We start from the raw sequence: 24,983 nt of genomic DNA, 5'->3' as shown, positions 1-24,983 counted from the left end.
GCTATACAAGTCACATGGTCGAGGGATTCGTGACGCACCGTGAGGAGGGCGGGTCAGCGGGCGAGGGGCAGCTCAAGGACGGCTCCGGTGACCCCGGACCGCAGACGCCGCAGTACGGGCCCGGTGCGCCGCACACCAGGCGCCTCGGCCGCCAGGACGCGGAGCCCGGACTCGGCCTGGAGCCGCACCAGCGGCGCGAGCAGCGACGTGGGCAGGACCTCGGGGAACGCCAGGTGCTCCCTGCCCCGCTCCCTCAACGGGTCGAAGGCGGACGGCTCCGCATGGACCGCGGAGTCCCGATGGGCCGCCTCAACCGCCACCACGACCTGGCTGCCAGCCGCGACGGCCGTCCCGGCCAATGCGAGGTCCTCGTGCGCGTACAGGGGCACGAGCCGGACGGGCGGGGCGTACCGCAAGGTCTCCTCGACCACCGCCGGCGCGACATCCGGGTTCTCGCACAGCGACCGCCACGGTGCGGGGTGGTCGAGCAGGGCCGCCACCGCGTCACAGAACAGCGTCCCGGACAGCTCGGGGCCGACGAGGGCCAACAGCATGCACACCAACCGCACCTCGTCGTCGTGCGTCGCCGTCAGCAAGGCGCTGACGAGATCGTCCCCGGGCCTCTCGCGCCGCCGCGCGATCAGGTCGGTGAGCAGGGACCGCATGCCCTCCACCGCGGTGAGCAACTCGCGTGCCGTACGCAAGTGCGGCGAGCACACCATGGCGTCCAGGACGCCCGCCGCACCACGGCACAACGCGGCGAAGCGGTCACGGTCCTCCTCCGGTACGCCGAGGAGCTCCCGCACGACGTCGGCGGCGAACGGGTCCGCGACGTCCGCCCGGAGGTCGAACTCGGTGCCCGCGGCGGTGAGGGCACGGCGCTGCGCCCGCTCGACCGCGGGCCGCCACCGCTCCAGCGCCCTCGCGCCCAGCAGCGGCTGGAGCAGCTCGCGCATGCGCGCGCAGTCGGCCCGGCCGGCGGTCAGGAACACCTCGTCGAAGGGGAGGATCTCGCGCAGCGCGGGCACTTCCCACGGCATGGGCTCCCGCTGCCCGCCCTCGTTGTCCGCGGCGGGCGCGTCCGCGTCGGGGTGCCGGAGGCTCAGCCGCCGGTCGCCGAGCGCGGCAGCGGCGACCTCGTGATGCGCCGTCACCCACGCCTCGGCGCTGCTCCAGTACAGCGGACCCCGCTCCCTGATCAGTTCGCCGAGCTGGTGCGGATCGTCGCCGGCGGCCCGCAGCAGCAGGGCGTACGGATCGTCCTTCGTGCCGATGATCCACTGGACGCCGCGGTGCGTGAGCAGCACACGGCCCAACTCGCTCTCGGTCATGCTCACCATGTACTCAACTCCGCTTCTCCGGGGTCCCGCTGTGGTCGTCCCGATGTCAGGTCATGCCGGGTCATGTCACGTCAGGGAGAGGCCGCCGTCGACCGGCAGTACGGCGCCGGTCAGGTAGTGGGCGCCCGGCCGGGTCAGGTGCGTGATCCACCAGGCGATCTCCTCGGGGGTGCCGACGCGGCCCTGCGGTGTCCGGGCGCCGACGTGGTGGAGCATGCCGTCGTACTGCTCGGGCGACATGCCCGCCCGCTCCGCGAACCCGGAGTCGACCAGCCCGGGTGCGACGCCGACGGTCCGGATGCCGAGCGGTGCGAGTTCGACCGCCCAGGTACGGGTGAGGAAGTCGAGCGCGGCCTTGGCGGCGCCGTACACACCGTTGCCCGGCCAGGCCCGGGACCCGCGCGCACCGGACGAGCTGACGTTCACCACGGTGCCGCCGCCGTCGGCGGCGAGGGCGTCGAGCGCGCACCGGGTGAGCAGCACGGGCACCGCGAGGTTCGTGCCGAGCTGGACGGTCACCTGCTCTGGGTCGATGTCGGCGAGGGCGCGGTGCCCCAGGGCCGCCGCGTTGTTCACCAGGACATCGATCCCGCCCAGCTCGCGCAGCGCGGTGTCCACGACCTTCTGGGGCGCGTCGGCCTCGGTGAGGTCGACGGCGAGCGTCCTGATGGTGTCGTATCCCCGCGCCGTGTCGGCGAGGTCACCAGCCGTCCGGCCGACGACGAGTACGGCCGCGCCCTCGTCGACGAAGGCGCGTGCGGTGGCCCTGCCGATGCCGGAGCCGCCTCCGGTCACCACGACCGACCGCGGGGCGGGGGGCGGGGAGGCCGTGTCAGACATCGTTCCTCGCAGGGGCGTTGTGTCTTGTGGCACCGGGGCGCCGGTGTTCGGCGGTGAGCGACTCCAGTACCGGGACGATGTCCCGGGGAGACGGGGTGGCCAGCGTCTCCCGGCGCAGCCGGTCGGCTCCGGCCACGAACGACGGCTCCGTCAGTACACGGGCGAGCGCGTCGCGCAGGGCGGCGGCGGTCAGGGTCTCCGCGTCCAGGCGCAGGCCGGTGCCCGACCGTTCCACGAGGTCGGCGCGGATGCCGTTGTCCCACATGGTGCCGGGCACCAGGATCTGCGGGACGCCGTACAGGAACGCCGTGTGGACCGTGCCGGACCCGCCGTGGCTGATGACGGCCGAGCAGCTGGGCAGCAGCGCGTCCATCGGGACGAAGTCGACGGTGCGGACGTTGCCGGGAAGACTGGTGACCGCCCGCAGCTGGCGGGCGTTCAGGGTGGCGACCACCTCGACGTCCAGTCCGGCGACCGCGTCGATCAGCTCGCCTATCGACGCCTGGTCACCGCCCATCACCTCGCGGTGCGACACCCCGAGCGTCAGGCACACCCGGGGGCGTTCTGGCACCTCACGCAGCCAGGGCGGGATGCTCCCCCTGCCGTTGTAGGCCACGCAGCGGACGGGGACATACGGCAGACCTACCGGGAGCCGCAGGGAGGTCGGCACCGGGTCGATGGTCCACTGGCCGGTCACCAGGTCCTCGGTGAACGCGCCGCCGTAACGCTCCATCACCCAGCCGAGCCACTCCCGCATGGGGTCCTCGCGCAGCGCGGCGGGCCGCCCCCGCACCTCCGCGAGATAGCTCTCGCGCATGCGGCCGACCAGGTCCAGGCCGAACATCAGCCGGGCGTGTGCCGCGCCGGTGACCCGGGCGGCGACGGCCCCGGCGAAGGTCAGCGGGTCCCAGACCACCAGGTCGGGCCGCCAGCCACGGGCGAAGTCCACCAGGTCGTCGATCATCTCGGTCGACGAGTAGTTCTGGAAGACCGCCGAGGTCATCGCGGTGAACACGCCGTGCATGTGGTCGTACGTCAGCTTCTCCGGGCGCAGTTCGTCCATCGTCAGCAGCAGCTGGGCGTCCGGGGCCTCCTCGTCGTACGTGTCACGGGCGGCGTCCTCGCGTTCCCGCAGTTCCTCCATCACCTGGTCCTCGTTGAGCTCCCGGCCGACCGGGACCGCGGTCAGGCCGGTGCGGGCGATCACGTCCCCGAGGTCAGGGTGGCTGGCCATGCAGACCTCGTGCCCGGCGACCCGCAGCGCCCAGGCCAGCGCCACCTGGGCGTGGACGTGATTGCGGGCGCCGAAGGTGGCGAACAGGACGCGCATCAGCGCTCCCGTACCGCTCGCTCGGCGTACTCCTTGGCAAGCAGCATCGTCGCGGTGCTGTTGCGGCCGAGCGCGTCGCGGACGAAGGTGCGTGCGTCCTGGACCGTGGCGCCCCCGCCGAGGACCGGGACGACCGCGTCGCGGTTCAGTACAACAGTGTGCGTCGAGGTGACGGTGCACCCGGACGGGCTCTTCTCGATGCGCCAGCGGCCGTTGTGGACGGCCATCAGCGCGGGTGTCTTCAGCTGCTTGTAGACGATGGTGCCGGCAGGGAAGCAGATCCGCACCGACTTCGTCGTGTGGACCGCGCCGTTCGGGGTGAGCGTGTCCATCTCCAGCAGTTGCAGGTTCGGGGTGCTCTCCGCAAGCTCCACGCGGTTCACGTGCGGCAGCCGCCTCTCCCACTGCCGTGCGTCGTAGAGGAAGTCGTAGACCTCGGCGGGGTCCCCGGCCACCTCCACCACGTCGTCGAACTGCAACGACAGATCGCCGGCTCCGGCCCCGGGAGCCGGTTCCGCGGCCCGCTTGAGCGCGCCCAGTTCTGCGTCGCTGTTGCGGTCGACGGCCCGGTTGATCCACGCCACACCCTCCGGGTCGTCGTCGACGGCCCGGAAGTCGTGGGTGAGGCGGACCAGGGTCCGGGAATCCGACAACGGCTCGATGATCCATTCGCCGCCCATGGCGGCGACCGGCGGCTGGGACACCTCCTGACGGAAGCTCACCCGCAGGCCCTCGGAGTCGAGGACGCGGCGCGAGGTCCACGTCTTGACGGAGTCGTTGGCGGTCGCCCAGATCCGGATGCGCTCCTCGCCTGCGGTCCGTTTGAGGACGTCCACATGCACGGTCGGGGGAAAGACCCGCGGCCACGCTTCGATGTTCGCGATCAGGCCGAAGACGGTGCGCGCAGGTGCCTGCACAGTGATCCGGTGCTCGGCTCGGTGATTGTTCGTCATGCTACGGGTCTCCTGGTCCTCGCGCGGGCCGTCAGTAATTGCCCAGTCCGCCGCAGACGTTGATCGCCTGCGCCGTGATGGGGGCGGCCTGGTCGGTGACGAGGTAGCCGACGAGCCCGGCGACCTCCTCCGGGGTGGTGTACCTGCCGAGCGGGATCTTCGCCTCGAACCGTTCCAGCACAGCTTCTTCCGTGGTGTCCCAGACCGCGGCGTAGCCCTTCCGCACCCGCTGCGCCATCGGCGTCTCCACGTAGCCGGGGCAGACCGCGTTCACGGTCACGCCGGTCTTGGCCAGCTCCAGGCCCACCGCCTTGGTGAAGCCGACCACGCCGTGCTTGGACGCGGAGTAGGGGGCGCCCAGCACCACGCCCTGCTTGCCGCCGGTCGACGCGATGTTGATGATCCGGCCGGTGCCCCGCTCAAGCATGCTGCCCGTGGTGAGCGCCTCACGGGTGAGCCTCAGGACGCTGTTGAGGTTGGTGTCGATGACGTCGAGCCACAGCTCGTCGGTGATCTGCGCGGTGTGGCCTCCCCCGCTGCGGCCCGCGTTGTTCACCAGCACGTCCACCGGGCCGTACCGGTCGACGGCGGCCCGGACGAAGGCGCCGACCTGTTCGGTGGAACGGACGTCGCATGCCTGTCCCGCGACGTCGTACCCCTTGTCGCGGAGCCGTGCGACGGTGACTTCGACGTTCTCGGGGTCACGGGAGCAGAGGAACACGCGCTGCCCGAGCTGGCACAGCAGCGTCGTGACGGCGAGCCCGATGCCGCTGGTGGCACCGGTGACCACGGCGTGCCGGTCGTCTTGAGTGGACATGTCTCTCCTCATCGTTGTCGGGTCACGACCGCGGCCGCGTTGAAACCTTGGTGTCCCCTGGCCAGCACGAGCGCGGCGGACACCGGTACGTTGCGGGAGCGGCGGACGAGGTCGATCCCGTACTGGGGCACCGGCCGCCGCACGTTCACCGTCGGCGGGATCACGCTGTCGCGGATGGACAGCACGGCCGTCGCCAGGTCGAGTGCCGCGCCGCCGGCGCCGAGCCGCCCGGTCATCGTCTTGGGCGCGGTCACCGGTACGCCGTGCGGGCCGAAGACCTCGCGGATGGCGTCCGCCTCGGCGCGGTCGAGTTCGGGGATGCCCGCGCCGTCGGCGAACACCACGTCGATGTCGCCGGGTTCCAATCCCGCGTCTTCGAGGGCGATTTCGGCGGCACGCCGCAGGTTGGCGGGCCGGCCCGTCCCGGGCGGCGGGTCGAAGGTGGACGCGTATCCGGCGATCTCCCCGTACCAGGACCGCACGCCACGGGCGTGTGCCGACTCCGGGGACTCAAGGACGAACAACGCGCCGCCCTCACCCGGTACGTAGCCGGAGGCGTCCGCGTCGAAGGGCAGGTAGGCCCGCTCGGGATCGTCCACGGTGCTGATCCGGCCGCCCGCCAGCTGCGCGACCCAGCCCCAGGGCGACGGCGAGCCGTCGACGCCGCCCGCGATCACCATCTGCACGTCGTCGCGCAGCTGCCGCCGGGCCTTCGCCAGGGCGTCCAGCCCGCCGGCCTGCTCGGTGACGACCACGCCGCCCGGGCCGCGCAGTCCATGCCGGATGGAAATCTGTCCGGTGTTGACCGCGTAGAACCATGCGAAGGACTGGTAGGCGCTGACGTGCTCCGGGCCCTTGCTCCAGAGGTTGTGCAGTTCCCGGTGGCCGAACGCGAATCCGCCGGCCGAGCTGGCCGTGACGACGCCGATGCCGTAGTCCGGCAGTGCGCCGGGCTCCACCCCGGCGTCCTTGATGGCCCATTCGGCGGCCACCAGCGCCAGCCGGGTCATGTGGTCGGTCTGCGGGAGCAGCCGGTTCGGGATGCCGTGCTCCTGCGGAGCGAAACCCTCGATCTCACCGGCCAGCCGGCTGGGGTAGCGCTCCGAGTCGAAGCGGCTGATCGGGCCGATCGCGGCCCGCCCGGCCAGGGTGCTGCGCCAGTGGGAGGCGGTGCCCAGGCCGGTCGGCGCGAGCACGCCCATACCGGTGATCACAGCGGTGGATGTCATGACGTCGCCCTCTCCGGGCTCCGCAGCACCATCGCGCTCTGGAAGCCCCCGAAGCCGCTGCCCACCGTGAGCACGGTGTCTGCGCGCTGCTCACGTGCCGTCAGCGGCACATAGTCCAGGTCGCATTCGGGGTCGGGCTCGTGCAGATTGGCGGTGGGCGGGATGGTGTTGTGTTCGATGGCGAGCGCGCAGGCCGCGATCTCCAGCGAGCCGATCGCCCCCAGAGAGTGCCCGATCATCGATTTGATGCCGCTGACGGGCACCCGGTAGGCGTCCTCGCCGAGGGCCCTCTTGAAGGCCGCCGTCTCGTGCCGGTCGTTCTGTACGGTGCCCGATCCGTGCGCGTTGACATAGTCGATGTCCTGCGGGGCGACCATGGCCCGCTGCATCGCGACGCGGATGGCCTCGGCCATCTCTCGGCCGTCCGGGCGCAGCCCGGTCATGTGGAAGGCGTTGGAGCGCGAGGCGAACCCGCTGATCTCCGCGTACACCTGCGCGCCGCGCCGGCGGGCGTGCCCGAGCTCCTCCAGGACGAAGACCGCGGCGCCCTCGCCGAGGACGAACCCGTTCCTGGTGCGGTCGAAGGGCCGCGACGCCCGCCCGGGCTCGTCATTCCGCGGCGTGGTCGCCTTGATCGCGTCGAAACAGGCCACGGTGATCGGCGAGATCGGGGCGTCGGTGGCGCCGGCCACCATCACGTCCGCCGATCCCTCCCGAATCAGCTCCACCGCGTGCCCGACCGAATCCAGTCCGGAGGTGCAGCCGGTCGAGATCAGCGACACGGGGCCCTCGGCGCCGACATCGCGGGCTACCTCGGCGGCGATCGAGCTCGGGACGAAGTAGTCGAAGAGGTGCCGCCCGGCGTAGGAGTCGTCCACGTGCCAGTGGCGCCCGCCGTCGCTGACGACGGAGTACTCGTCCTCAAGGCTCATGGTGCAGCCCACGGCGCTGCCGATGGTGACACCGGTCCGCGCGGGGTCCAGTTCCGCGTGGTCCAGCCCGCTGTCGGCGAGACCCTCCCGGGCGCTCACCACGGCGAACTGCGCGGCCCTGTCCATCCGCCGGGCCTGTTGCGGGGTCAGCCCCTCGCGCAGCGGGTCGAAGTCGACCTCGGCGGCGATCTGCGAGCGGTAGGGGGCGGGGTCGAAGAAGCTGATGCTCCTGGTGGCCGTGCGCCCGGCGGTCAGCGCGTCCCAGAAGGGCTTGCGCCCCACGGCGTTGGGAGCGACGACACCGATGCCGGTGATGACGGCACGGCGGCCGGTGGGCGTGGCCATCAGCGGTCCTCCGTAGCCGCCCGCTCCGCCGACACGTGCTGCCGGGGGACGTACAGGCCGGGCTCACTGGTACTCAGTTCACGTACCGCCGCGGCGTGCTGTGGGAAGGAGGGTTGGCCCACCGCCGCGCGGAAGGCGTGCGCGTCTCGCCAGTGCGCGATGTTGAACCAGCGGGTCGGGTCCTCGGCGTGCTGGTGCAGGGTGTACCGCAGGAATCCGTCCCGGTCCGCCAGGTACCGTCCGGTCTCGGCGAATGCCTTCTCGAACTCCTCCGGCGAGGCGTGCACGGTGAACCTGTTGAGGAAGGTGACCACCCCGCTCCCGGTGGGATCAAGGTCGTTCGGCTGCATCTCAGCGCCTCTTTTCACATCCGAGGTCGGGCTTTGACGATGTGGCGTCGTCCAACGTGGGCGTCGGCTCTCGCAGCCCGCTCAACAGCGTCTGGACCCGGTGCCGTCCATGGCCGGGTGGGGGGTCGAGCGGCCGTGGAGCGGCGGGTCGAGCGAATGTCGATCCGCTGCCGATCGTGGTGTTGGGATGCTCGTCGGCGACGAGCACACCGAGAACCGGAGGCACACGGTGAGTCAGAACGTCGAAGCCGTACGGCGGATGATCAAGGCGTACAACACGGGCAGGACCGACGACGTCCACGAGTTCATCCACCCCGAGTATCTGAATCCGGCCACGATGGAGCACGGGATCGGTGAGGGGCCCGAGGCGTTCGCGATGGCGGTAGCCTGGGTGCGGATGACCTTCTCCGAGGACGCGCACCTGGAGGAGGTCAAGATCGAGGAGCGGGGGGACTGGGTGCGTGCGTACCTGGTGCTCTACGGGCGGCACGTCGGTCCGATGGTGGGCTTCGCACCGACCGGCCGCCGCTTCTCCGGGGAGCAGATCCATTTGCTGCGCGTCGTCGACGGCAAGATCAGGGACCATCGGGACTGGCCGGAGTACCAGAGCACGTACCGCCAGCTCGGTGAGCCATGGCCCGAGCCGGACGGCTGGCGCCGCTAGAACGAGACCGTGCGAGGAGCCGATCAGATGACCGAAAAACGGACCGTCGACTTCTGGTTCGACCCCGTCTGCCCGTACACGTGGATCACCTCGCGGTGGATGGTGGAGGTCACCAAGGTGCGGCCGGTGTCCGTGCGCTGGCGGGTGATGAGTCTGTCGGTGCTCAACGAGCACCGGGACGACAACCCCGAGGGTGAATGGGAGGATTACATGTGGGCGCCGGTGCGGGTGTGTGCCGCGGTGGAGGAGCGGTTCGGCCGGCAGGCGCTGGGTGACCTCTTCACGGCGATGGGCACCCGCTTCCACCTCCGGGGCGACTGGGGGAACCTCACGGCGGCCCTGGCGGATGCCGGGCTGCCGGAAGAGATCGCAGAGGTCGCCGAGTCCACCGCGTACGACGAGGCGATCCGGTCCTCGCACGCGCAGGCCGTCGCCCTGGCCGGCGGGGACATCGGCACGCCCGTGATATCGGTCGTCGGGCCCGGTGGCGAACGGGTCGGCTTCTTCGGTCCGGCCGTCTCCCCCGCTCCTACCGGGGAGATGGCCGGACAGTTGTGGGACGGTTTTCTGCTGATGGCCACTGTTCCGGGCTTCTACGAGGTCAAGCGCACCCGGACCGAGGAGCCCCGGTTCGACATGGCAGGCTGACACGGCACGCCCGAGCGTCAATTACCGGTGCCGGTGCACATGGTGGAGCACGGCCTCGGCGAGCGGCCGGTGGACCGAACTCGGCAGCGCGTGCCCCATGCCCTTGATCTCCACCAGGTGCGCGACCGGGATCAGATCAGCGAGGTGGCGGCCGTGCGGCGGCGGAGCGATCGGGTCCTCCGTCGCCTGGATCACCTGGGTGGGGACACGGACGTCGCGCAGCTCGGGGGCGCGCTCGCGCGGCGGCGGCTGCACCGCGTAGTGCACCTGCGGCTCGGTGAGGGAGCCCGAGTGGTCAATGGCCTCCCGTTCCCACCGCCGGAAGCCGGCTTCGTCGAAGGGGACTTCGTCCCCGGAGAACAGCTTCCACCGGCGCACCCGGCGGTCCAGTTCCGCCTCCAGGCCATCCACCTCCTCGTTCATGACGGCGAGCGCCTTCAGGAACCGTTCCTGCGGCAGGGGGAGGCCGTCGGCGGAGGGTTCCCCGGCGACGGCGCGGCGGATGTTGCCGGGGAAGTCCACGTCGAGTGCCCCGCCGAGCATGATCGACATGCTCAGCATCCGCTGCGGGTGGTCCAGCGCGACCAGCTGGCACAGGACCGCGCCCATCGACATACCGACGAAGTGGGCCCGTTCGACGTCCCAGCCGTCGAGCACCGCGACGGCGTCGGCGGCCAGCTGGAGATAGCCGTACGGGCGCTCGGCCGGGTCCCAGCCGGTGGAGCGGCCGACCCCCCAGTGGTCGTAGCGGATCACGTGCAGCCCGTCGGCGGCGAGCCGTTCGGCGAACTCGACGGGCCAGCTCATCGCGGTCAGGTTCCCGCCCGTCACCAGGAGCAGGGCGGGGTCGGCGGGGTCACCGAAATCCTCGCTCCACAGCTCCACTTCCTGCGACGTGACGATACGTTCTGCCACTGCGAGACTCCTCTCGGCTCGGGGAACCTTGATTCCATGGATCGACGGTCGTGGTGGACGGACGGGCTCAGCGCGGGGACAGCTCCCAGAGGCAGGAGTCCAGCGGCACATTGGGCGACACCAGGGGCCCGCTCCTGGAGACGATGTCGAGGCCGGCGGCGTCGGCCAGCCCGGCCCACTCGCGGTCGGTGCGGACCCGACCGCCGAGGAACACCAGCATGCGCATGTCGAGCACGCTGAAGTACAGGTCCGACGTCCGCGTCCCGCCGGTCGGCGCCTCGGCCCTCTCCAACAGGACGATCCGGCCTCCCGGCCGCAGGGCGTCACGGCAGCGCCCCAGGATCCGCAGCGCGTCCGCGTCCGACCAGTTGAGGAGGACGAACGACAGCACGACGACATCGGCGGACACCGGCAGCTCGTCGAAGAAGTCGCCGACGACGACGTCGATACGGCCGTCCATTCCGGCCGCCGCGATGCGCTCGCGCGCCCTCCCCGCCGCTCCCGGCAGGTCCAGCAGGGTGCCGCGCGCCTCGGGCGCGGCCCGCAGAATCGCGCTGAGCAGGCCGCCAGGCGCACCGCCGACGTCGAGCACATGCCGTGCCCGGCCCCAGTCGTACGCGGCGACGGGCGCGGCGAATGCCTCATCCTCCCGTGTCGTCATCAAGGTGTCGAATGAGGCCCCGAGTTCGTCGTCCTCGGACAGGTCCGTCCAGAACGTCTTGCCGTAGTGGGCCTCGTACTGCGGCTGCCCGGTACGGACCGCCTCGCACAGACCGAGGAACGTCAGATCCGCGCGCCCGACGGCCTGGTCCAGGTCGAGCCAGGAACGCTGCCGTGACGGGTCGTCGTCGGCGAGCAGGTTGCCGATGCGGGTCGGCGCGTAGCGGCCGGGGCCGGTCTCCTCCAGGACCCCGGCAGCCGCCAGGTGCCGCACCAGCCGCGACAGCGCGTCCGCGTCCGCCCCGGTGGCCTCGGCGAGGGCCTCAGGGCTCGTGGCACCCCCGCGCAGGTGGTCGACCAGCCGCAGGGTGGCTGCGACCCGCAGCGCCATCGGGGTCACCAGGTTCGACATTCGCACCAGGGCGTCGACGGGCCGTTCGTCCCCGCCGGCGCCGCCCACGGTTCCGCCACTCGTACCGCTCACGATGCGCTGCCTTCCCGGTCGGTGCCGAGCGCGTACGCGCTCAGGTGGTCGACGGCTTCGGCGTAGGTGAAGGGCTGCATGAACCAGCCCGCGCGGACGTCGCGGTAGTGGCGGGACAGGGGGTGGTTCGCGGTGAACGACGCCCCGCCCACCAGGGTCATGCAGTCCTCGACGATGCTCGCCGCGGTGCGGTTGACGACGAGCTTCGCGTACTGGAAGGGAGCCATCATCAGCCGGCCGCGCTCGTCGGGGTCGTCCGTCGTCCGGTGCGCGTGGTGGTCGGCGTTGGTCAGTGCCGCCGCGAGCGCCGTGCGCAACGTGTACAGCTTCACATCGAGCTCGGCCACCAGGGTGCGGACCGCGGCCGGCGGCTGTCCGCCGCGCCGGGCGATGCCCGCGACGGCGAGGTCGCGTGCTGCCTGCGCGATCCCCGCGTAAACCCCGAGCAGTCCGATCGAGCTGACGGTCTGGCCCGCCATCGCGGCGTCGTTGCGGACGCCGACCGGTCCGCGCAGGAAGACATCGGCCGCGGGAACGGGACAGTCCTGGAAGACGACCTCGGTGCTGGCGGACGCCCGCATTCCCATGCCGTTCCAGTTGTCCGGCGCCTTCAGGCCGGGGGCGTCAGCGGGAAGGAAGGCGGAGGCGATCAGCGGGGGCCCGGAGGCGGGACGGGTCTGTGCCGCGACGACACAGTGCGTGGCGAACGGGGCCATGCTGACCAGGATCTTCCGGCCGGTCAGCCGCCAGCCGCCGTCGTCCGCGGGCACCAGCTCGGTGGTGACGCCGGCGTCCTTGAGGGCGCCGCTGATCAGTGCCCCTTCCGTGCCCATCAGCCGCAACAGCCGCTCGGCCAGGGCGCGTCCGGTGTCGGTGCCGTGCTCCCGCTCGTACGACATCGTGATCCCGCGGCTGAACTGCATGTGCAGCGACAGCGCGACGGACGCGTCGGCCTCGGCGATCCGCTTCACGGCGAGGCACACGTCATGGACGCTGCTCACGCCCAGTCCACCTAACTCACGCGGCACGGTCGCGCCGAGTACGCCGTCGGCGCCAAGGCGCTGGACGGCGTCCAGCGGGAACGTGGCCTTGCGGTCGTGCTCGGCCGCGCCGGACGCCATGCCCGGCAGATGCCTGCTCAGTATGTCCAGCAGGGCGTGGCCCTCGGGGGTGAGCGGTCCGGTGAGGTCCCCCGCCTTCGCCTGGACCGTGCTGCCTGCCTGATCCGTCATGGCCTTTCCGTCCTTTCCGTCCGGATGGCAGCCGCCGGGCGCGTCGCCTCCAGATATCGGTCGATGGCGGTCCGGTGATAGCCCGGCCCGAATCCCAGCCCGTCGACCTCGGGCACCAGCCGCCGCAGTTTCCGTAGCGAGGGGCAGTGCCTGACGCTGTCGTCGGTGACCTGCCACTGGGCCGTGACGCCGAGCCGGTATTCGAGATGCCGCACGATGGTGGCGACCTCCACGCAGTCTCCGGAGGCGACGTTCACGGTCTCGTCGCACACCCCGGTACGGAGCAGGGCGTCCACGACGGTGGTGAAGTCCGCCACGTGGACCATGTCCCGGCGCGCCCCGCGCTGGACGCGCACCCGGCCGGCCAGCACCTGGGTGATGAGCGCGGCGAGCAGGCGGAAGCCGGGTTCGTCCGGGCCCAGCACATAGCCGAGCCGAAGGATGAGGTGGCGTACCCCGGAGGCTTTGATCAGCCGTTCGAGGTCCAGCTTGTGCTGGCCGTAGCGGGTGGAGGCGACCTGCGGGCCGTCCTCGTCGCCCGAACCGCCGGGTCCGCCGTACATGCTGACGGTGGAGAAGAACACGAGCATCCGGTCGCGCCGCAGACAGTGCTGGACCGTCTCGTCGACGAGCCTGGTCTCACGCTGGTGTTCCGCGTCGGGCAGCGGGTGCGTGGGCACGCCCGCGGCCAGCACCGTCGCCCTGGGGTGCTCGGTCGAGAGCGGTGCGAGATGTCGTGCGAGAAACCCGTTCCCGATGATCTCCATCTGACAAGGCAGCCCTTCGGCTCGCTGGGGGCACCGACCTTCGCAGCCGGGTGTCGAAGGACGCTCGAAGGGTCTCGGACTGCGGGCCGAGGCCCGGTCGGGAAGTCCGTTCATCAAGGCTCCGTGCGCCTTCAAGGACACCGGTGGAAGGTGAGCCCATCACCCCATCCCTCTCGTGAGGCGAGGAGTTCCCATGCGCGTACTGTTCGTCAACTCCCCAGGGCTGGGGCACATCTTTCCCTCCGTGCCCCTGGCGCACGCGCTGACCGCAGCCGGTCACGATGTGCTGTACGCCCAGGGCGGTGACGTCGACGCGGTGGCCGCCGCGGGCGTCAACGTCGTCGATGTGACCCCCGGGCTCGACTACGCGACGGTGTTCCGGCCCGAGGAGATCGACTTCAGCGTCGACGGCGGGGACGAGTTCGTCGCCGCGCTTTTCGCCAGGGTCTCCGGTGTCACCGTCGACCGGGTGGTGGAGGTCGCCCGCGGCTGGTCCACGGATCTGATCGTCCACTCACCGCTCCAGGGTGCCGGCCCGCTGGCGGCGGGAGCGCTCGGCGTGCCCGCCGTGTCGGTGGTGACCGGGCCGGCCGACAGCGCACCGCGCATCGACGGTCTGCTGCGCGACCACATGAAGGAGCACTATCTGCGGCACGGCGTCACGCCGGCGCCCGCGACCGGCTTCCGGCTCAACTCGATGCCGCCGAGCCTGCTGAAGCTGCTTCCGGAGCGGGTGCGCGCGGACGACGACGTACCGGTCCGCTATGTGCCCTTCAACGGCAACGGCGAGCTGCCCGGCTGGCTGCTGGAGCCGCCGCGGCGGCCAAGGATCGCCGTCACGCTCGGGTCGATCGCCGGTCTGTGGGGCGGCCTGGCCGTGCTGGCGCCGCTCGTCACCGCGGCGGCGGACACGGACGCGGAGTTCGTCGTCACCCTCGGCGGCGGCGACCCGTCGCTCCTGGGTGAACTGCCCCCCAACGTATGGACGGTGGACTGGCTCCCCCTCGGGCCGCTGCTGAGAACCTGCCGCGGGCTGATCCACCACGGCGGGTCGGGCACCTCTGCGGTCGCGATGGCCGTGGGCGTTCCCCAGTGCGTGATGCCGCTCAGCCCGGACCAGAAGGACAACGAGCGCGCGGTCATCGAGCGGGGCATCGCGATCGGGGGGGCGGCCGAGACGGTCGGGACGGCGGAGTTCCGGGCCCTGCTGGATGATGAGGGACTGCGGACGGCCGCGGCCGAGGTGCGCGACGAGACAGCGGCGATGCCGTCTCCCGCCGCACTCGTCGGGCGGCTGGCGTCCCTGGTGTGAGGGACTGTGGCCGGGTGGCCGCGAGCGCCGGTGGCGCGTCAGCGGCCCGGCAGCCGGACGGACATCGCATGGCGGAAGACGTTCGCGGGGTCCCACCGTGCCTTGACCTGCTGGAGCCTGGGGTAGTTGTCCCGGTAGTAGAAGGTGTGCCAGGGCACCCCGGAGGTATTCCAGCGGGGGTCGGTCAGGTCGGCGTCCGGGTAGTTGATGTAGGCCCCGCCATTGGCGGCGTCGGGTACGGGGACGCCGCCGGTGTCCGCGTACACGTCCCGGTACAGATCACGCACCCAGGCCAGTTGCGCATCGCCGGGGACGCCGGGCCACCACGAGGTCTCGTACGTCGCGCTGAAGAGGGAGTTGCGGTGCGGGATCGCCGTCGCGGACGCCGGGACCGTGTTGATCCTGGCGCCGAGGGTGGAGAGGTACACGGTGGACGCCTGATGCTCCTCCCCGCCCTGGGTCAGATAGCGGTGGAGGGTCCGGATCTGTGCCTCCGTCCAGGACTTGCGCAGGAGCGCGGCCTTGGACTTGAAAGGGTATCTGCCGCCGGCGTACGGGTCGGCGGTCAGCGTGGACTTCATCCACAGCGCGGTCGACTCCTCGGTCTCGTGACGCACTCCGGTGTTCGCGGTGATCGCCGCGACGTACTCGTCGAGCAGCGTCTTGCCGTGCGGCAGAGAGCCGTCCACGTTAGCCACGAGGGTGAACCGTCCGGTCGCCCGGTGGTTGAGGATGAGCCAGCTGCTGAGCGGTGCGTAGCGGGAGCCGGTGCCGGACTCCTTCTCGTGCCAGGTGCCGTGGTTGCGCAGGATCCGTACGAACGCGGACTCGGTCATGTCCGCCCACGACCAGCCGAGGGTGACGGAACGTATCGTCGCCGGGGGTCTGGGCAGCAGGGTCGTGGGGTCGTTGCGGCGCGCGCCGGGCGAGCGCATCAGATAGCGGGTGACGATGCCGAAGTTCCCACCGCCTCCTCCGGTGTGGGCCCACCACAGGTCGTGGTGGGGGTCGGCGGGGTCACGGGTGGCCAGCACCAGGCGGGCGCGGTCGCGGCAGTCGGCGACGACCACCTCGACGCCGTAGAGGTGGTCGGCGACGAAGCCGTGGTGGCGCGACAGTCCGCCGTATCCGCCGCCCGCGATGTGGCCGCCGGCGCCGACGGAGGGGCACGCGCCCGCCGGTATGGTCACGCCCCAGCCCAAGTAGAGGGTGCGGTACACCTCGCCCAGCGTCGCGCCGGATTCGATGGCGAAGGCGCGGTGCGTGGAGTCGTAATAGACGGACTTCATCTCGGAGACGTCGACGACGACCTGGACGGCCGGGTCGTCGACGAAGTTCTCGAAGCAGTGTCCGCCGCTGCGGACGACGATCCGTCTGTCTGTCCGCAGGGCGTCGTCCACCGCGGCGACCACGTGGTCGGCGCGGTGGACGAGGGATACGGACTCCGGCCGGCCGGAGAAGCGCCCGTTGTAGCCTCTGGCGACCAGCTCCGCGTAACGCGGATCGCCGGGGCCCATGGCCTTGGCCGGAGGCGGCGGGAAGCAGCCACCGGCCCCGGTGTCCGCCGCCGCCACCCCCGTACCGGGCCCGGCCAGTGCCACGGCGCTGCCGGCCGCGACGCCGCCCGCGAGAAATCCGCGGCGCGAGAAATCCTTCACTGCCACTCCCCGTTTCGTTGTGGGTCACTCGGTCTGTTTCGGGTCGTCAGATCTGCACGGGCTCCGCCCCGGCGCCGCGCCGGTTGGCCTCTGCGAGCTCTTCGAGGACCGGCACGACAGCGCTGGGCGCAGGCATGTCCCTCGACTCCTGGCGCAGCCGGGCGGCGGCATCGGCAAAGGAGCGTTCCTCCAGCAGTCGCGTGAGCATGACGCGCAGCATCCCGGCATCGGCCCGCTCCGGTTCCGCGACCCGGAGCCCGGCGCCACGCTCCTCCAGCAGGCGTGCCTTGTGGTCGGTGTCCCACACCCCGTCGGGCAGGATCAGCTGGGGCACCCCGCAGCTCAGCGCGGTGTTGAAGGTGCCCGCACCACCGTGGTGAATCACCACGGAGCAGCTCGGCAGCAGGGCCTCCAGCGGGACGAAGTCCATGACGCGGATGTTGTCCGGCACCTCGGTGACGGACGCGAGCTGGGCCTTGTTCAAGGTGGCCACCACTTCGACGTCCGCTCCGGCCACGGCCGCGAGCACCTCCCGGAGCGGCACCCGGTCGGCGCCGAGCAGGTCACGGTGCGAGACGCCGAGCGTCAGGCAGATCCGCCTGCGCTTCGGCGGCTCGCGCAGCCAGTCCGGGAAGACGGAGCTGCCGTTGTGGGTCACGAACCGCATCGGCACGCGGTCCAGTCCGACCGGGAAGCGCAGGGAGCCCGGCAGCGGGTCGATGGTGCGCTGCCCGACGACGAGGTCCTCGCCGAACTCCCCGCCGTACCGCCGCATGGTCCAGCCCAGCCATTCCTCCATCGGGTCCTCCCGCTGCCCCGGGGGCAGCCGTCGCACCGCGTCGAGGTAGGACTCGCGCATCCGGCCGATGAGGTCCAGGCCGAACAGGAGTCGGACGTGGACCGCGCCGCTGGCCCGCGCGGCGATCGGCCCCGCGAAGGTGAGCGGGTCCCAGACGACCAGGTCGGGCCGCCACCACCGGGCGTGGCACACCAGGTCGTCGACCATCGCCGGCGCGGAGTACTGCTGGAAGACGTGCGTGGTCATGGCGGTGAAGACGCCGTGCATGTACTCGTACGACAGTTTCTCCGGACGGATCTCGGTCATGTCCGTCCAATACTCGAACCGCTCGGCCATCGCACGGTAGTCGTCCGCGCCCCCGGCTTCGTCCCAGGCTTCCGGGGCCTGAGCTGCGTATGCGCCGGACCCTCCGGACTCACCGGCCGCACCGGACCCGCCTGGCCCGTCGTACTGTTCGTACGACTCCAGCTGTGCCGCCAGGTCGAGCGCGGCACCGGCCGTTACGGCGGTCAGGCCGGTGCCGGTGATGTCGTCGGCGAGATCGGGCTGGCCGGCCACATGGACCTCGTGGCCGGCGGCCCGCAGCGCCCACGCCAGCGTGACCTGCGCGAACAGATGGGATTTCGCGGTGTGTGTGGTGAACAGGACCCGCATCGGGGCACCCTTCCTCGGCTGGCGTGGTCAAAGCGGGAGCGCGAGGCGCTCACACCACACGGACGTCCGGGACGTAGAGGATCCACTTGCCGCCCGAGGCCCGGAACTGCTGCTCCTTGGCGATGATCTCCTCGGCGTGGTTCCAGGCGAACAGCACGGCGTAGTCGGGGTACGGGCTCTCGAACTCCTCTCGCGACCGCACCGGGATGTGCGAGCCCGGTGTCAGCCGTCCCTGCTTGTTCGGGGTGGTGTCGGAGATGAACGAGATGAGGTCGGGCCCGATGCCGCAGTAGTTGGCCACGGTGGCGCTCTTGGCCGTGGCCCCGTACCCGACGACCGTACGGCCCTCGTCCCGCAGCCTGCGGAGCAGGGAGACCAGCTCGTCCCGGGCCCGTTCCACACGGCCGACGAAGCCTTTGAGGGTCTTGAGGTCCGATAGCCCGCGCCGCCGCTCCCGCTCCAGCAGCTCGGCGACCGCGGGCGCGGGGGCGCGCCGCCCGGCGCGGGCGATGGTGTAGCGGACCTCGCCGCCGTGCACGGGCAGCCGCTCCACGTCGACCAGTTCGAAGCCGAACCGCTCGGCCATGGCGCTCACGGACGAGACGGAGAAAAAGAAGTAGTGCTCGTCGTAGATCTGGTCGAAGGAGGCGAGGTCGACGATGTCGGCGAGGTACGGGTCCTCGAAGACGAACACCCCGTCCGGCGCGAGCAGCGCGTCCACTCCCCGGAAGATCGAGTCCAGGTAGGGGATGTGGCAAATCGTGTTGGCCGCGAAAATAACCTGCGCGTGCCCCTCGGTCTTGCGGATGTCGGCCGCCGTCGACTCCTGGAAGAATTCGGTGGTGACCCGGATACCCTGGCGACGCGCGATGTCGGCCACGCTCTGCGAGGGTTCGACGCCCAGGTGCCGGACCCCGGCCTCGGCCAGGACGCGGAGCATGACGCCGTCGTTGCAGCCCAGTTCGACCAGGAAGGCGTCCTTCCCGGTGAGATCGGTCTCCAGGAAGCGCTGCGCGGTCCCCTCGAAGTGCTTGCGCATGACGGAGGACCCGGACGACAGGTACGGATAGTGGCTGTTGAACATCAGATGGCGCGGCACTTCCTCAGTGAGCTGGACCATGGTGCACTCACCGCAGACGCCGACGGCCAGCCGGAAGAAGAACTCGTCGCCGAGGTACTCGGGCTCAAGGAGCCCGCTGGAGAGCGGCTGCCGTCCGAAGTCCATGAACTCGTGCAGCCGACCGCCGCAGATCCGACAACTGAGCATGGGGGAAAGCCCTCTTCCTTGAGTAACGGAGTAGCGATGGTCATGACGTGCGATGGCGGAACCGCCCGGCCGACGGGTTCACAGCTCTCCCGGCCAGTCGCCGTCGCCGCGCAACAGGGCTCGGGCCAGATTCTGGTAGAAGGCCACGACACCGGGTTCCTTGGGGCTCAGATGGCCGCGTGCGGCGAAGCGTGACCCCACGGCGCGCTGGACGGCCTCCAGTCCCCGCCGGTCCTCGCTGTTGATCATGCCCGCGTACGACTCCGCCTGCCGACGCATCTCGTCGAGGTCGGCGCCCTCCAACGCTGCGCGCGGCACGAGGATGCCGCCGCGGACCAGCGTCCGGTCGATGGTCAGCGGGATGAGGCTGAGCCAGATGACCATCTCGCCGGCCGCGGCCAGGCTCGCCGCGGGGAAGACGAAGAAGCCGTACAAATGGGCCTTCTCCTCGTCGGTCAGCGGCAGGGCGTAGGTCTCCTGCGGCTGGGTGAACGGGATGAGCAGGCGCAGCGCCCATGGAGAGTCGACCCGTACGTCCGTGTCGGACCCGCCGGGCGTCGACTGCTGGAGGGTCTCCGGGTGAAAGCCCATCACATGGTAGTTCTCGTGGGCGTTCTCGACGGCGACCTTCCAGTTGCAGGCCCACTCCTCGCTCCAGGACCCGAGCTGCGCCATGCCGTCGAGCTGATAGTTGGTCAGGTCTTCGGAGATCCGGCTCAGTTCGGGGGCAAGCGGGGCGGCGGCCGCGTCGAGGTTCACGTACACGAAGCCGTGCCACTCCTCCACCGCGAAGGCGGGCAGCCGACAGTCCTTGGGGTCGAAGTCCGGGTTCTTGCGCATATGGGTCGCGCCGATGAGCCGGCCGTCGAGTCCGTACTTCCACAGGTGGTACGGGCAGGTGAAGGAGTCGGCGCGACCGGCGGCACCGCGTGCGACAAGCGGCATCATCCGGTGCCGGCAGATCGGTGACATGCCGTGCAGCACGCCGTCCGCGTCGCGGGTGACCACCACGTGCTCCCCCGCGATGTCGACCGAAACGTAGCTGTTCGGCTCGGCGAGATCGTCGCGGTGGGCGATGAGCACCCAGGAGCGCCCGAAGATGCGGGTGCGTTCCAGCTCGTACAGGCCGGGAGAGGTGAACGCGCGAGGCGGCAGGCTGAGTTGAGTTTCCAGTTCCAGGTAACGGCGCAGTTCGTCCAGCAGTGCGGCGACCTCGCCGGACGGTGACCAGGCGCCCTCGCCGCTGCCACTGCCGTCGATCGCACCATCGTGATCGTCGCGCGCCGTGCCCGGGTGTTTCTCGCCGACGATCCGGCCTGTACTCACGCCTGTGCTCACGGTGGGCTCCAACCTGTGCCGCGGGTACGTGGTCCTCCCGACCCTGGCAGGGCGGATTCGAACCCCGCTCGACAGCGCGGCCGGTCGCCACGAGGGCCCCCGGTGCCCCACGCGTCCAGCAGGTCTCCGGCGTTCTTCTAGCATCCCGCCCGACGATCGGTGCTTCCGGACCCCCGTCCCTGTCGGGCACGTAACGAATGAGGTCGCCGTGTACGGAGCCGAACTCGCCGAGATCTACGAGCTGATCCACCGCGGCCGCGGCAAGGACTATCTCCAAGAGGCGGCCGCGGTGGAGCGGCAGGTGCGGAAGCGCAGGCCGGATGCCGCCACCCTGCTCGACGTGGCCTGCGGCACCGGGGCGCATCTGCGGTGCTTCGACGAGCTGTTCGACGAGGTGGCCGGGCTGGAGCTGTCCGAGCCGATGGCCCGGTTCGCGCACGCGGCGCTGCCACGTGTCCCCGTACACGTCGGCGACATGCGGGACTTCGACCTCGGCCGCACATACGACGTCATCACCTGCATGTTCGGGTCGATCGGCTATCTGCTGACGGAGTCGGCGCTGGTGGACGCGCTGCGCCGGTGCGCACGGCATCTGACGCCCGGCGGGGTGCTGGCCGTCGACCCGTGGTGGTTCCCCGAGACGTACCGGCACGGCCATGTCGCCGGCAGCACGGTGACCGTCGGGGAACGGACCGTGTCCCGGGTCTCCCACTCCGTACGGGAGGGGGCGGCGTCCCGGATGCATGTGCACTATCTGGTCGCCGACGGTGCGTCGGGGGTACGTCACTTCCATGAGACGCACCTGATCGGCCTGTTCTCCCAGAAGCAGTACGAGGCGGCGTTCACGGCCGCCGGTTTCGGCGTCGACTACCTCCCCGTCGAGCCCGCCGGCCGTGGCCTCTTCGTCGGCGTCCGGTCCGCCGGCTGACCCGGCGGACCGGACGGGCGCCGGGTTCAGGGCCGCCGGGCCAGTTGCTCGTTGGCCTGATCGAGGAACTGGTTCAGCGTCCGGATCCGGGTCTCCGCATCCGGCATGCCGATCGAGTACCTCCGTTCGACCTGGCTGATCGCCTCCAACAGGGCGAGCGAGTCGTACCCGAGGACATTCAGCTCGACGTCACCGACGCCCTCGCCGTTTAGATCGACTCCGTCCGCCTCACCGGCGCACTCCCGGATGATCTCGACCAGGACCGGCAGGGTGAGTTCACTCATCACACGTATCCTCTCTGCTTGTGGGAAAGAGAGCGCTCGCCGCCGAGCAATCGGGGAGGGTGGGGCTCAGCCCGCCGCCTCCCACATGTCGCGCAGGGAGTCGCGCAGACCGATGACCGGGCGCCAGCCCAGCGCCCGTTCCGCGTGACGGATGTCGGCCTTGGTCCAACCACCGCCCTTGCTCTCCACCGGCCCGCCGGTCTCCTTGATCGTCTCGGGCGGGAATCCGGCTACCTCGACCAGGGTCGCCACCAGCTCGCGCATCGTCGGCGCCGCACCGCGCCCGATGTTGAACACCGCGCCGGGGGCCGCCGCGTCCGCGGCCCGCAGGACCGCCGAGGCGACGTCGCGTACGTCGATGTAGTCGCGGGCGGCGTCCGCGATCATCAGTTCCAGCCGCTCCCCCGGCGTCACCCCGCGGAGCCGGTGCAGCACGGCGCCCAGGAAGCTCGCCGCCGACGGATGGGGCCCGCACACATTGACCGCGCGCAGCACGACCCCGTCGACGTCCCCGGCGCGGGCCGCCGCCAGCACGGCCTGCGAGCCGGCCAGTTTCGTACGGGCGTACGGAGTGCTCGGATCCGGCGCCACCGACTCGTCGATGCCGGTGCCGGGCGGTACGAAGCCGTACTCGTGGATGCTGCCGACGTGGATGACGCGCGGGCGCGTGGGCAGCGCGGCGACTCCGGCGAGCACATGGTCCACCAGCCGCACATGGGCGTGGTGCATCGCCCCCTCCGTCACCGCCCAGCCGCCCGTGGCGTTGACCACGACCCCCACGTTCCGCGAGGCGAGGAGTTCGGCGATCTCCGGTGGCTCCGCCGATGCCACGTCCAGCGGGACGAAGGCCCGGCCGGCGGCGTGCGGCGCGGGACGCCGGGCCACACCGAGCACCTCGTGTCCCGCGCGCGAGAACACCGCGCTCACCTGTCGTCCGATGCCGCCGGTCGCGCCCAGCACGGCGACCGTGCCGGGCCGGCTCGCGTCACGCGAGGTCACCACACCGTCCCCCTTCCTCGCTGCCCTCGACTGTTCTGGCTGTTCCCGGCGCCGGAGTCACGGATGCCGGTCGTCACGCGTGACCCGGCGTTCACGCACCCTCAGTTCACCATCCACGCGCACAAGTACGTCGTCGCATACGCACATCAGATGGAGTCTGGGGCTGCCGCCCCGGGGCGTGGCGACGATCTGCGCGTACGAACGGACGCTCAGCTCGCCGTCCTCGCGCGGCTGGACCCACACCATGCTGAGCAGATGCCTGTGCACCTCGCCGGCCTCGGCGAGCGCCGCGGCGGCCTTGTTGACCCCCGTGGCCAGGGCGTCCCGGCCGACGATGGGTTCCGGCAGCGAGGGCGGCGCGAACGAGCCGTCCTCGGTGAAGGTCAGCGCCCAGCCCTCGCCGTCCCCGGCGTCCAGCAGATGCATGTGTCGGGCATAGAACTGTTGCACTTCGGCATAGAGGGACTCGACCGACGACGAGGTTCCCATCGGCATTGCCACCGCGTCCTCCTCACGCTAGTCCCGTCCGGGTCCGAACGGGCGGCACCTGCGAACGATTCCCGACGCCCATCGACATCGGCTCGAACGCGACCCGCGGGAGCCGAGTGAGGTTTGAGCGCTTCTCCGTTCGCACGGAGCACGATCTGACGCGTCGGCGAAAGCGGTACGGAACAGTACGTGGAGGTCCATGTGCGGTTGATCGACCTGTCATCGGCGGTGGACGCCACGGCTCATGAACCGGATCCCGTGGTGCACGAGGTGCTAACCCCGCGTCAGGGGGCGGAGCACATGAGCGCGGAGATGCGGACGCACTTCGGGCTCGATTTCGACCCGGACGAGCTGCCCGACGGGGAGTTCCTGTCGCTCGACCGGATCACCCTGACCTCGCACACCGGCACGCACGTCGACGCGCCGTCACACTACGGCTCTCGGGCCGGATACGGCGACGGCGTACCGAAGCACATCGACCGGATGCCACTGGAGTGGTTCTGCAAGCCGGGGATGGTGCTCGACCTCACCGACGCACCGACCGGTGTCGTCGGCGCGGAGCGGCTGGAGAAGGAGTTCCAGCGGATCGGCCGCACCCCGGCGCCGCTGGACATCGTCCTGTTGCACACCGGTGCCTCGGCGCGTGCGGGCACCCCGGAGTACTTCACCGAGTTCGCCGGACTGGACGGGCCGGCCGTGCATCTGCTGCTGGACCTTGGGGTGCGGGTGATCGGGACGGACGCGTTCAGCCTGGACGCCCCGTTCACCCACGTCATCGAGCGGTACGGGCGCACGGGTGACCGTTCGGTGCTGTGGCCGGCCCACTTCGCCGGCCGCGACCGGGAGTACTGCCAGATCGAGCGCTTGGCGAACCTCGACGCCCTGCCCGCGCCGTACGGGTTCACCGTCATGTGCTTCCCCGTGAAGATCGCGGGTGCGGGCGCGGGCTGGACCAGGGCAGTCGCCATGGTCGACGAGTGACCCGGCGCCCTTCGACCGACACCGACAGGAGAGCAGATGTACGGACCGGAACTGGCGGAGGTCTACGAGATCTTCTACCGCAGCCGGGGCAAGGACTGGCCGGCGGAGGCCGCCTACGTCATGGAAGTGGTGCGGTCGCGGTGTCCGGAGGCGGATTCCCTGCTCGACGTGGCCTGCGGCACCGGGGCGCACCTGGAGACCTTCGGGGCGCTGTGCAAGCACACCGAGGGCCTGGAGATCGCAGAGCCCATGCGGGAGCTGGCACATCAGCGGCTGCCGGAAGTGACCGTGCACCCCGGCGACATGCGCGCCTTCGACCTCGGCCACGCCTTCGACACGGTCGTGTGCATGTTCTGCGCCATCGGCTATCTGGCCACGGTGTCCGACATGCGGGACGCGGTGCGGTCGATGACCCGGCACCTGCGCCCCGGTGGTGTGCTCGTCATCGAGCCGTGGTGGTTCCCCGAGGACCATGTCGAGGGTTATGTCGCGGGTGACCTCGGCCGGGAGAACGGCCGTACCGTGGCCCGGATCTCGCACTCGACCCGCCAGGGCCGCGCGACCAGGATGGAGGTGCGGTTCCTGGTCGGCGACCGCCACGGCATCAGGGAGTTCACCGAGATCGACGTGCTCACCCTCTTCACCAAAAACGAGTACCTCGCGGCGTTCACCGACGCGGGGTGCACCGTCGAGTTCCTCCCCGGAGACCCGACCGGCCGCGGTCTGTTCGTCGGCGTACGGCAGTGAGACGCGGCCAGACACATGCCC

Annotated in this window: 25 protein-coding genes; 6 read left to right on the top strand and 19 right to left on the bottom strand. The window is 70.8% G+C overall.

What is annotated here, in order from left to right; genetic code table 11:
* Positions 1 to 53: 53 nt before the first annotated feature.
* The 8 genes from K9S39_RS40530 to K9S39_RS40495 form a co-directional block, all read right to left on the bottom strand.
* Positions 54 to 1,340 (bottom strand): cytochrome P450 family protein, encoded by a 1,287-nt coding sequence (locus K9S39_RS40530; protein ID WP_248868273.1) that lies wholly within the window; start codon positions 1,338 to 1,340, stop codon positions 54 to 56.
* 66 nt (positions 1,341 to 1,406) lie between these two features.
* A complete protein-coding gene (locus K9S39_RS40525) occupies positions 1,407 to 2,180 on the bottom strand; it encodes an SDR family NAD(P)-dependent oxidoreductase (RefSeq protein ID WP_248868272.1) in 774 nt (257 codons plus the stop codon).
* Positions 2,173 to 3,510: an activator-dependent family glycosyltransferase gene (locus K9S39_RS40520; RefSeq protein ID WP_248868271.1), complete on the bottom strand. Its 1,338-nt coding sequence runs from the start codon at positions 3,508 to 3,510 to the stop codon at positions 2,173 to 2,175. The genes K9S39_RS40525 and K9S39_RS40520 overlap by 8 nt, the downstream gene beginning before the upstream one ends.
* Positions 3,510 to 4,463, bottom strand: a complete 954-nt coding sequence (locus K9S39_RS40515) for an aromatase/cyclase (RefSeq protein ID WP_248868270.1) — start codon at positions 4,461 to 4,463, stop codon at positions 3,510 to 3,512. Before K9S39_RS40515 ends, K9S39_RS40520 begins: the two co-directional genes overlap by 1 nt.
* 31 nt (positions 4,464 to 4,494) lie before the next feature.
* Complete coding sequence (locus K9S39_RS40510; RefSeq protein WP_248868269.1) at positions 4,495 to 5,280, bottom strand: SDR family NAD(P)-dependent oxidoreductase; 786 nt, start codon at positions 5,278 to 5,280, stop codon at positions 4,495 to 4,497.
* 8 nt (positions 5,281 to 5,288) lie between these two features.
* A complete protein-coding gene (locus K9S39_RS40505; protein WP_248868268.1) occupies positions 5,289 to 6,509 on the bottom strand; it encodes a ketosynthase chain-length factor in 1,221 nt (406 codons plus the stop codon).
* Entirely contained in the window at positions 6,506 to 7,786 is a 1,281-nt protein-coding gene (locus tag K9S39_RS40500) for a beta-ketoacyl-[acyl-carrier-protein] synthase family protein (RefSeq protein ID WP_248868267.1), read from the bottom strand. The genes K9S39_RS40505 and K9S39_RS40500 overlap by 4 nt, the downstream gene beginning before the upstream one ends.
* Positions 7,786 to 8,136, bottom strand: a complete 351-nt coding sequence (locus tag K9S39_RS40495; protein ID WP_248868266.1) for an antibiotic biosynthesis monooxygenase family protein — start codon at positions 8,134 to 8,136, stop codon at positions 7,786 to 7,788. The genes K9S39_RS40500 and K9S39_RS40495 overlap by 1 nt, the downstream gene beginning before the upstream one ends.
* Positions 8,137 to 8,365: 229 nt before the next feature.
* Here K9S39_RS40495 and K9S39_RS40490 point away from each other — a divergent pair, with 229 nt between their 5' ends.
* On the top strand, positions 8,366 to 8,800 hold the full coding sequence (locus tag K9S39_RS40490; RefSeq protein ID WP_248868265.1) for an ester cyclase: 435 nt from the start codon (positions 8,366 to 8,368) through the stop codon (positions 8,798 to 8,800).
* 27 nt (positions 8,801 to 8,827) lie between these two features.
* Entirely contained in the window at positions 8,828 to 9,448 is a 621-nt protein-coding gene (locus K9S39_RS40485; protein WP_248868264.1) for a DsbA family protein, read from the top strand.
* Between the two features lie 21 nt (positions 9,449 to 9,469).
* On the opposite strand, the gene K9S39_RS40480 is transcribed toward K9S39_RS40485, so the two are convergent.
* From K9S39_RS40480 to K9S39_RS40465, 4 genes are all read right to left on the bottom strand, one after another.
* Complete coding sequence (locus K9S39_RS40480) at positions 9,470 to 10,363, bottom strand: alpha/beta fold hydrolase (protein WP_248868263.1); 894 nt, start codon at positions 10,361 to 10,363, stop codon at positions 9,470 to 9,472.
* A gap of 67 nt (positions 10,364 to 10,430) precedes the next feature.
* Positions 10,431 to 11,507, bottom strand: a complete 1,077-nt coding sequence (locus K9S39_RS40475; RefSeq protein WP_248868262.1) for a methyltransferase — start codon at positions 11,505 to 11,507, stop codon at positions 10,431 to 10,433.
* Entirely contained in the window at positions 11,504 to 12,739 is a 1,236-nt protein-coding gene (locus K9S39_RS40470) for an acyl-CoA dehydrogenase family protein (RefSeq protein WP_248868261.1), read from the bottom strand. The genes K9S39_RS40475 and K9S39_RS40470 overlap by 4 nt, the downstream gene beginning before the upstream one ends.
* The gene (locus K9S39_RS40465) at positions 12,736 to 13,506 is read right to left on the bottom strand and encodes an NAD-dependent epimerase/dehydratase family protein (protein WP_248868260.1); all 771 of its coding nucleotides are present in this window, start codon (positions 13,504 to 13,506) and stop codon (positions 12,736 to 12,738) included. Before K9S39_RS40465 ends, K9S39_RS40470 begins: the two co-directional genes overlap by 4 nt.
* Before the next feature lie 193 nt (positions 13,507 to 13,699).
* Here K9S39_RS40465 and K9S39_RS40460 point away from each other — a divergent pair, with 193 nt between their 5' ends.
* Entirely contained in the window at positions 13,700 to 14,818 is a 1,119-nt protein-coding gene (locus K9S39_RS40460) for a nucleotide disphospho-sugar-binding domain-containing protein (RefSeq protein WP_248868259.1), read from the top strand.
* A gap of 38 nt (positions 14,819 to 14,856) precedes the next feature.
* Here K9S39_RS40460 and K9S39_RS40455 read toward each other — a convergent pair whose 3' ends face one another.
* The 4 genes from K9S39_RS40455 to K9S39_RS40440 form a co-directional block, all read right to left on the bottom strand.
* Positions 14,857 to 16,482: an FAD-dependent oxidoreductase gene (locus K9S39_RS40455; protein WP_319949623.1), complete on the bottom strand. Its 1,626-nt coding sequence runs from the start codon at positions 16,480 to 16,482 to the stop codon at positions 14,857 to 14,859.
* 40 nt (positions 16,483 to 16,522) lie between these two features.
* Positions 16,523 to 17,929, bottom strand: coding sequence for an activator-dependent family glycosyltransferase (locus K9S39_RS40450; protein ID WP_248868258.1), 1,407 nt, complete (start codon positions 17,927 to 17,929; stop codon positions 16,523 to 16,525).
* Between the two features lie 49 nt (positions 17,930 to 17,978).
* Positions 17,979 to 19,196, bottom strand: a complete 1,218-nt coding sequence (locus K9S39_RS40445; protein WP_248868257.1) for a class I SAM-dependent methyltransferase — start codon at positions 19,194 to 19,196, stop codon at positions 17,979 to 17,981.
* 78 nt (positions 19,197 to 19,274) lie between these two features.
* Positions 19,275 to 20,534: an aromatic ring-hydroxylating oxygenase subunit alpha gene (locus K9S39_RS40440; protein ID WP_248868256.1), complete on the bottom strand. Its 1,260-nt coding sequence runs from the start codon at positions 20,532 to 20,534 to the stop codon at positions 19,275 to 19,277.
* Between the two features lie 208 nt (positions 20,535 to 20,742).
* Here K9S39_RS40440 and K9S39_RS40435 point away from each other — a divergent pair, with 208 nt between their 5' ends.
* Positions 20,743 to 21,462 carry a class I SAM-dependent methyltransferase gene (locus tag K9S39_RS40435; RefSeq protein ID WP_248868255.1) on the top strand — a complete coding sequence of 240 codons (720 nt, stop codon included), beginning with the start codon at positions 20,743 to 20,745 and terminating at the stop codon, positions 21,460 to 21,462.
* A 26-nt stretch (positions 21,463 to 21,488) separates the two neighbouring features.
* Here K9S39_RS40435 and K9S39_RS40430 read toward each other — a convergent pair whose 3' ends face one another.
* The 3 genes from K9S39_RS40430 to K9S39_RS40420 all read right to left on the bottom strand — a co-directional run bounded on the left by K9S39_RS40430 (position 21,489) and on the right by K9S39_RS40420 (position 23,240).
* Entirely contained in the window at positions 21,489 to 21,746 is a 258-nt protein-coding gene (locus K9S39_RS40430) for an acyl carrier protein (RefSeq protein WP_248868254.1), read from the bottom strand.
* 66 nt (positions 21,747 to 21,812) lie between these two features.
* A complete protein-coding gene (locus K9S39_RS40425; RefSeq protein WP_248868253.1) occupies positions 21,813 to 22,745 on the bottom strand; it encodes an NAD-dependent epimerase/dehydratase family protein in 933 nt (310 codons plus the stop codon).
* A gap of 57 nt (positions 22,746 to 22,802) precedes the next feature.
* Positions 22,803 to 23,240 carry a nuclear transport factor 2 family protein gene (locus K9S39_RS40420; RefSeq protein ID WP_248869195.1) on the bottom strand — a complete coding sequence of 146 codons (438 nt, stop codon included), beginning with the start codon at positions 23,238 to 23,240 and terminating at the stop codon, positions 22,803 to 22,805.
* A 195-nt stretch (positions 23,241 to 23,435) separates the two neighbouring features.
* Between K9S39_RS40420 and K9S39_RS40415 the strand changes: the two genes are divergently transcribed.
* Both K9S39_RS40415 and K9S39_RS40410 read left to right on the top strand, forming a co-directional pair.
* Positions 23,436 to 24,215 (top strand): cyclase family protein, encoded by a 780-nt coding sequence (locus K9S39_RS40415; RefSeq protein WP_248869194.1) that lies wholly within the window; start codon positions 23,436 to 23,438, stop codon positions 24,213 to 24,215.
* Between the two features lie 36 nt (positions 24,216 to 24,251).
* Complete coding sequence (locus K9S39_RS40410; protein WP_248868252.1) at positions 24,252 to 24,962, top strand: class I SAM-dependent methyltransferase; 711 nt, start codon at positions 24,252 to 24,254, stop codon at positions 24,960 to 24,962.
* The last annotated feature ends 21 nt before the right edge of the window (positions 24,963 to 24,983 follow it).

The sequence above is a fragment of the Streptomyces halobius genome (assembly GCF_023277745.1).
GTDB lineage: Bacteria > Actinomycetota > Actinomycetes > Streptomycetales > Streptomycetaceae > Streptomyces > Streptomyces halobius.
The sequence above is the reverse complement of the archived record's forward strand: the minus strand, read 5'-3'. Positions and strand labels throughout refer to the sequence as shown.

Bases quoted from the DNA above. Each gene is read 5' to 3' on its own strand.
- K9S39_RS40465 (WP_248868260.1), bottom strand. From the start codon at position 13,506: ATGGAGATCATCGGGAACGGGTTTCTCGCACGACATCTCGCACCGCTC.
- K9S39_RS40495 (WP_248868266.1), bottom strand. From the start codon at position 8,136: ATGCAGCCGAACGACCTTGATCCCACCGGGAGCGGGGTGGTCACCTTC.
- K9S39_RS40525 (WP_248868272.1), bottom strand. From the start codon at position 2,180: ATGTCTGACACGGCCTCCCCGCCCCCCGCCCCGCGGTCGGTCGTGGTG.
- K9S39_RS40470 (WP_248868261.1), bottom strand. From the start codon at position 12,739: ATGACGGATCAGGCAGGCAGCACGGTCCAGGCGAAGGCGGGGGACCTC.
- K9S39_RS40420 (WP_248869195.1), bottom strand. From the start codon at position 23,240: ATGCCGATGGGAACCTCGTCGTCGGTCGAGTCCCTCTATGCCGAAGTG.
- K9S39_RS40410 (WP_248868252.1), top strand. From the start codon at position 24,252: ATGTACGGACCGGAACTGGCGGAGGTCTACGAGATCTTCTACCGCAGC.
- K9S39_RS40430 (WP_248868254.1), bottom strand. From the start codon at position 21,746: ATGAGTGAACTCACCCTGCCGGTCCTGGTCGAGATCATCCGGGAGTGC.
- K9S39_RS40445 (WP_248868257.1), bottom strand. From the start codon at position 19,196: ATGCTCAGTTGTCGGATCTGCGGCGGTCGGCTGCACGAGTTCATGGAC.
- K9S39_RS40520 (WP_248868271.1), bottom strand. From the start codon at position 3,510: ATGCGCGTCCTGTTCGCCACCTTCGGCGCCCGCAATCACGTCCACGCC.
- K9S39_RS40460 (WP_248868259.1), top strand. From the start codon at position 13,700: ATGCGCGTACTGTTCGTCAACTCCCCAGGGCTGGGGCACATCTTTCCC.
- K9S39_RS40515 (WP_248868270.1), bottom strand. From the start codon at position 4,463: ATGACGAACAATCACCGAGCCGAGCACCGGATCACTGTGCAGGCACCT.
- K9S39_RS40450 (WP_248868258.1), bottom strand. From the start codon at position 17,929: ATGCGGGTCCTGTTCACCACACACACCGCGAAATCCCATCTGTTCGCG.
- K9S39_RS40485 (WP_248868264.1), top strand. From the start codon at position 8,828: ATGACCGAAAAACGGACCGTCGACTTCTGGTTCGACCCCGTCTGCCCG.
- K9S39_RS40500 (WP_248868267.1), bottom strand. From the start codon at position 7,786: ATGGCCACGCCCACCGGCCGCCGTGCCGTCATCACCGGCATCGGTGTC.
- K9S39_RS40505 (WP_248868268.1), bottom strand. From the start codon at position 6,509: ATGACATCCACCGCTGTGATCACCGGTATGGGCGTGCTCGCGCCGACC.
- K9S39_RS40530 (WP_248868273.1), bottom strand. From the start codon at position 1,340: ATGGTGAGCATGACCGAGAGCGAGTTGGGCCGTGTGCTGCTCACGCAC.
- K9S39_RS40510 (WP_248868269.1), bottom strand. From the start codon at position 5,280: ATGTCCACTCAAGACGACCGGCACGCCGTGGTCACCGGTGCCACCAGC.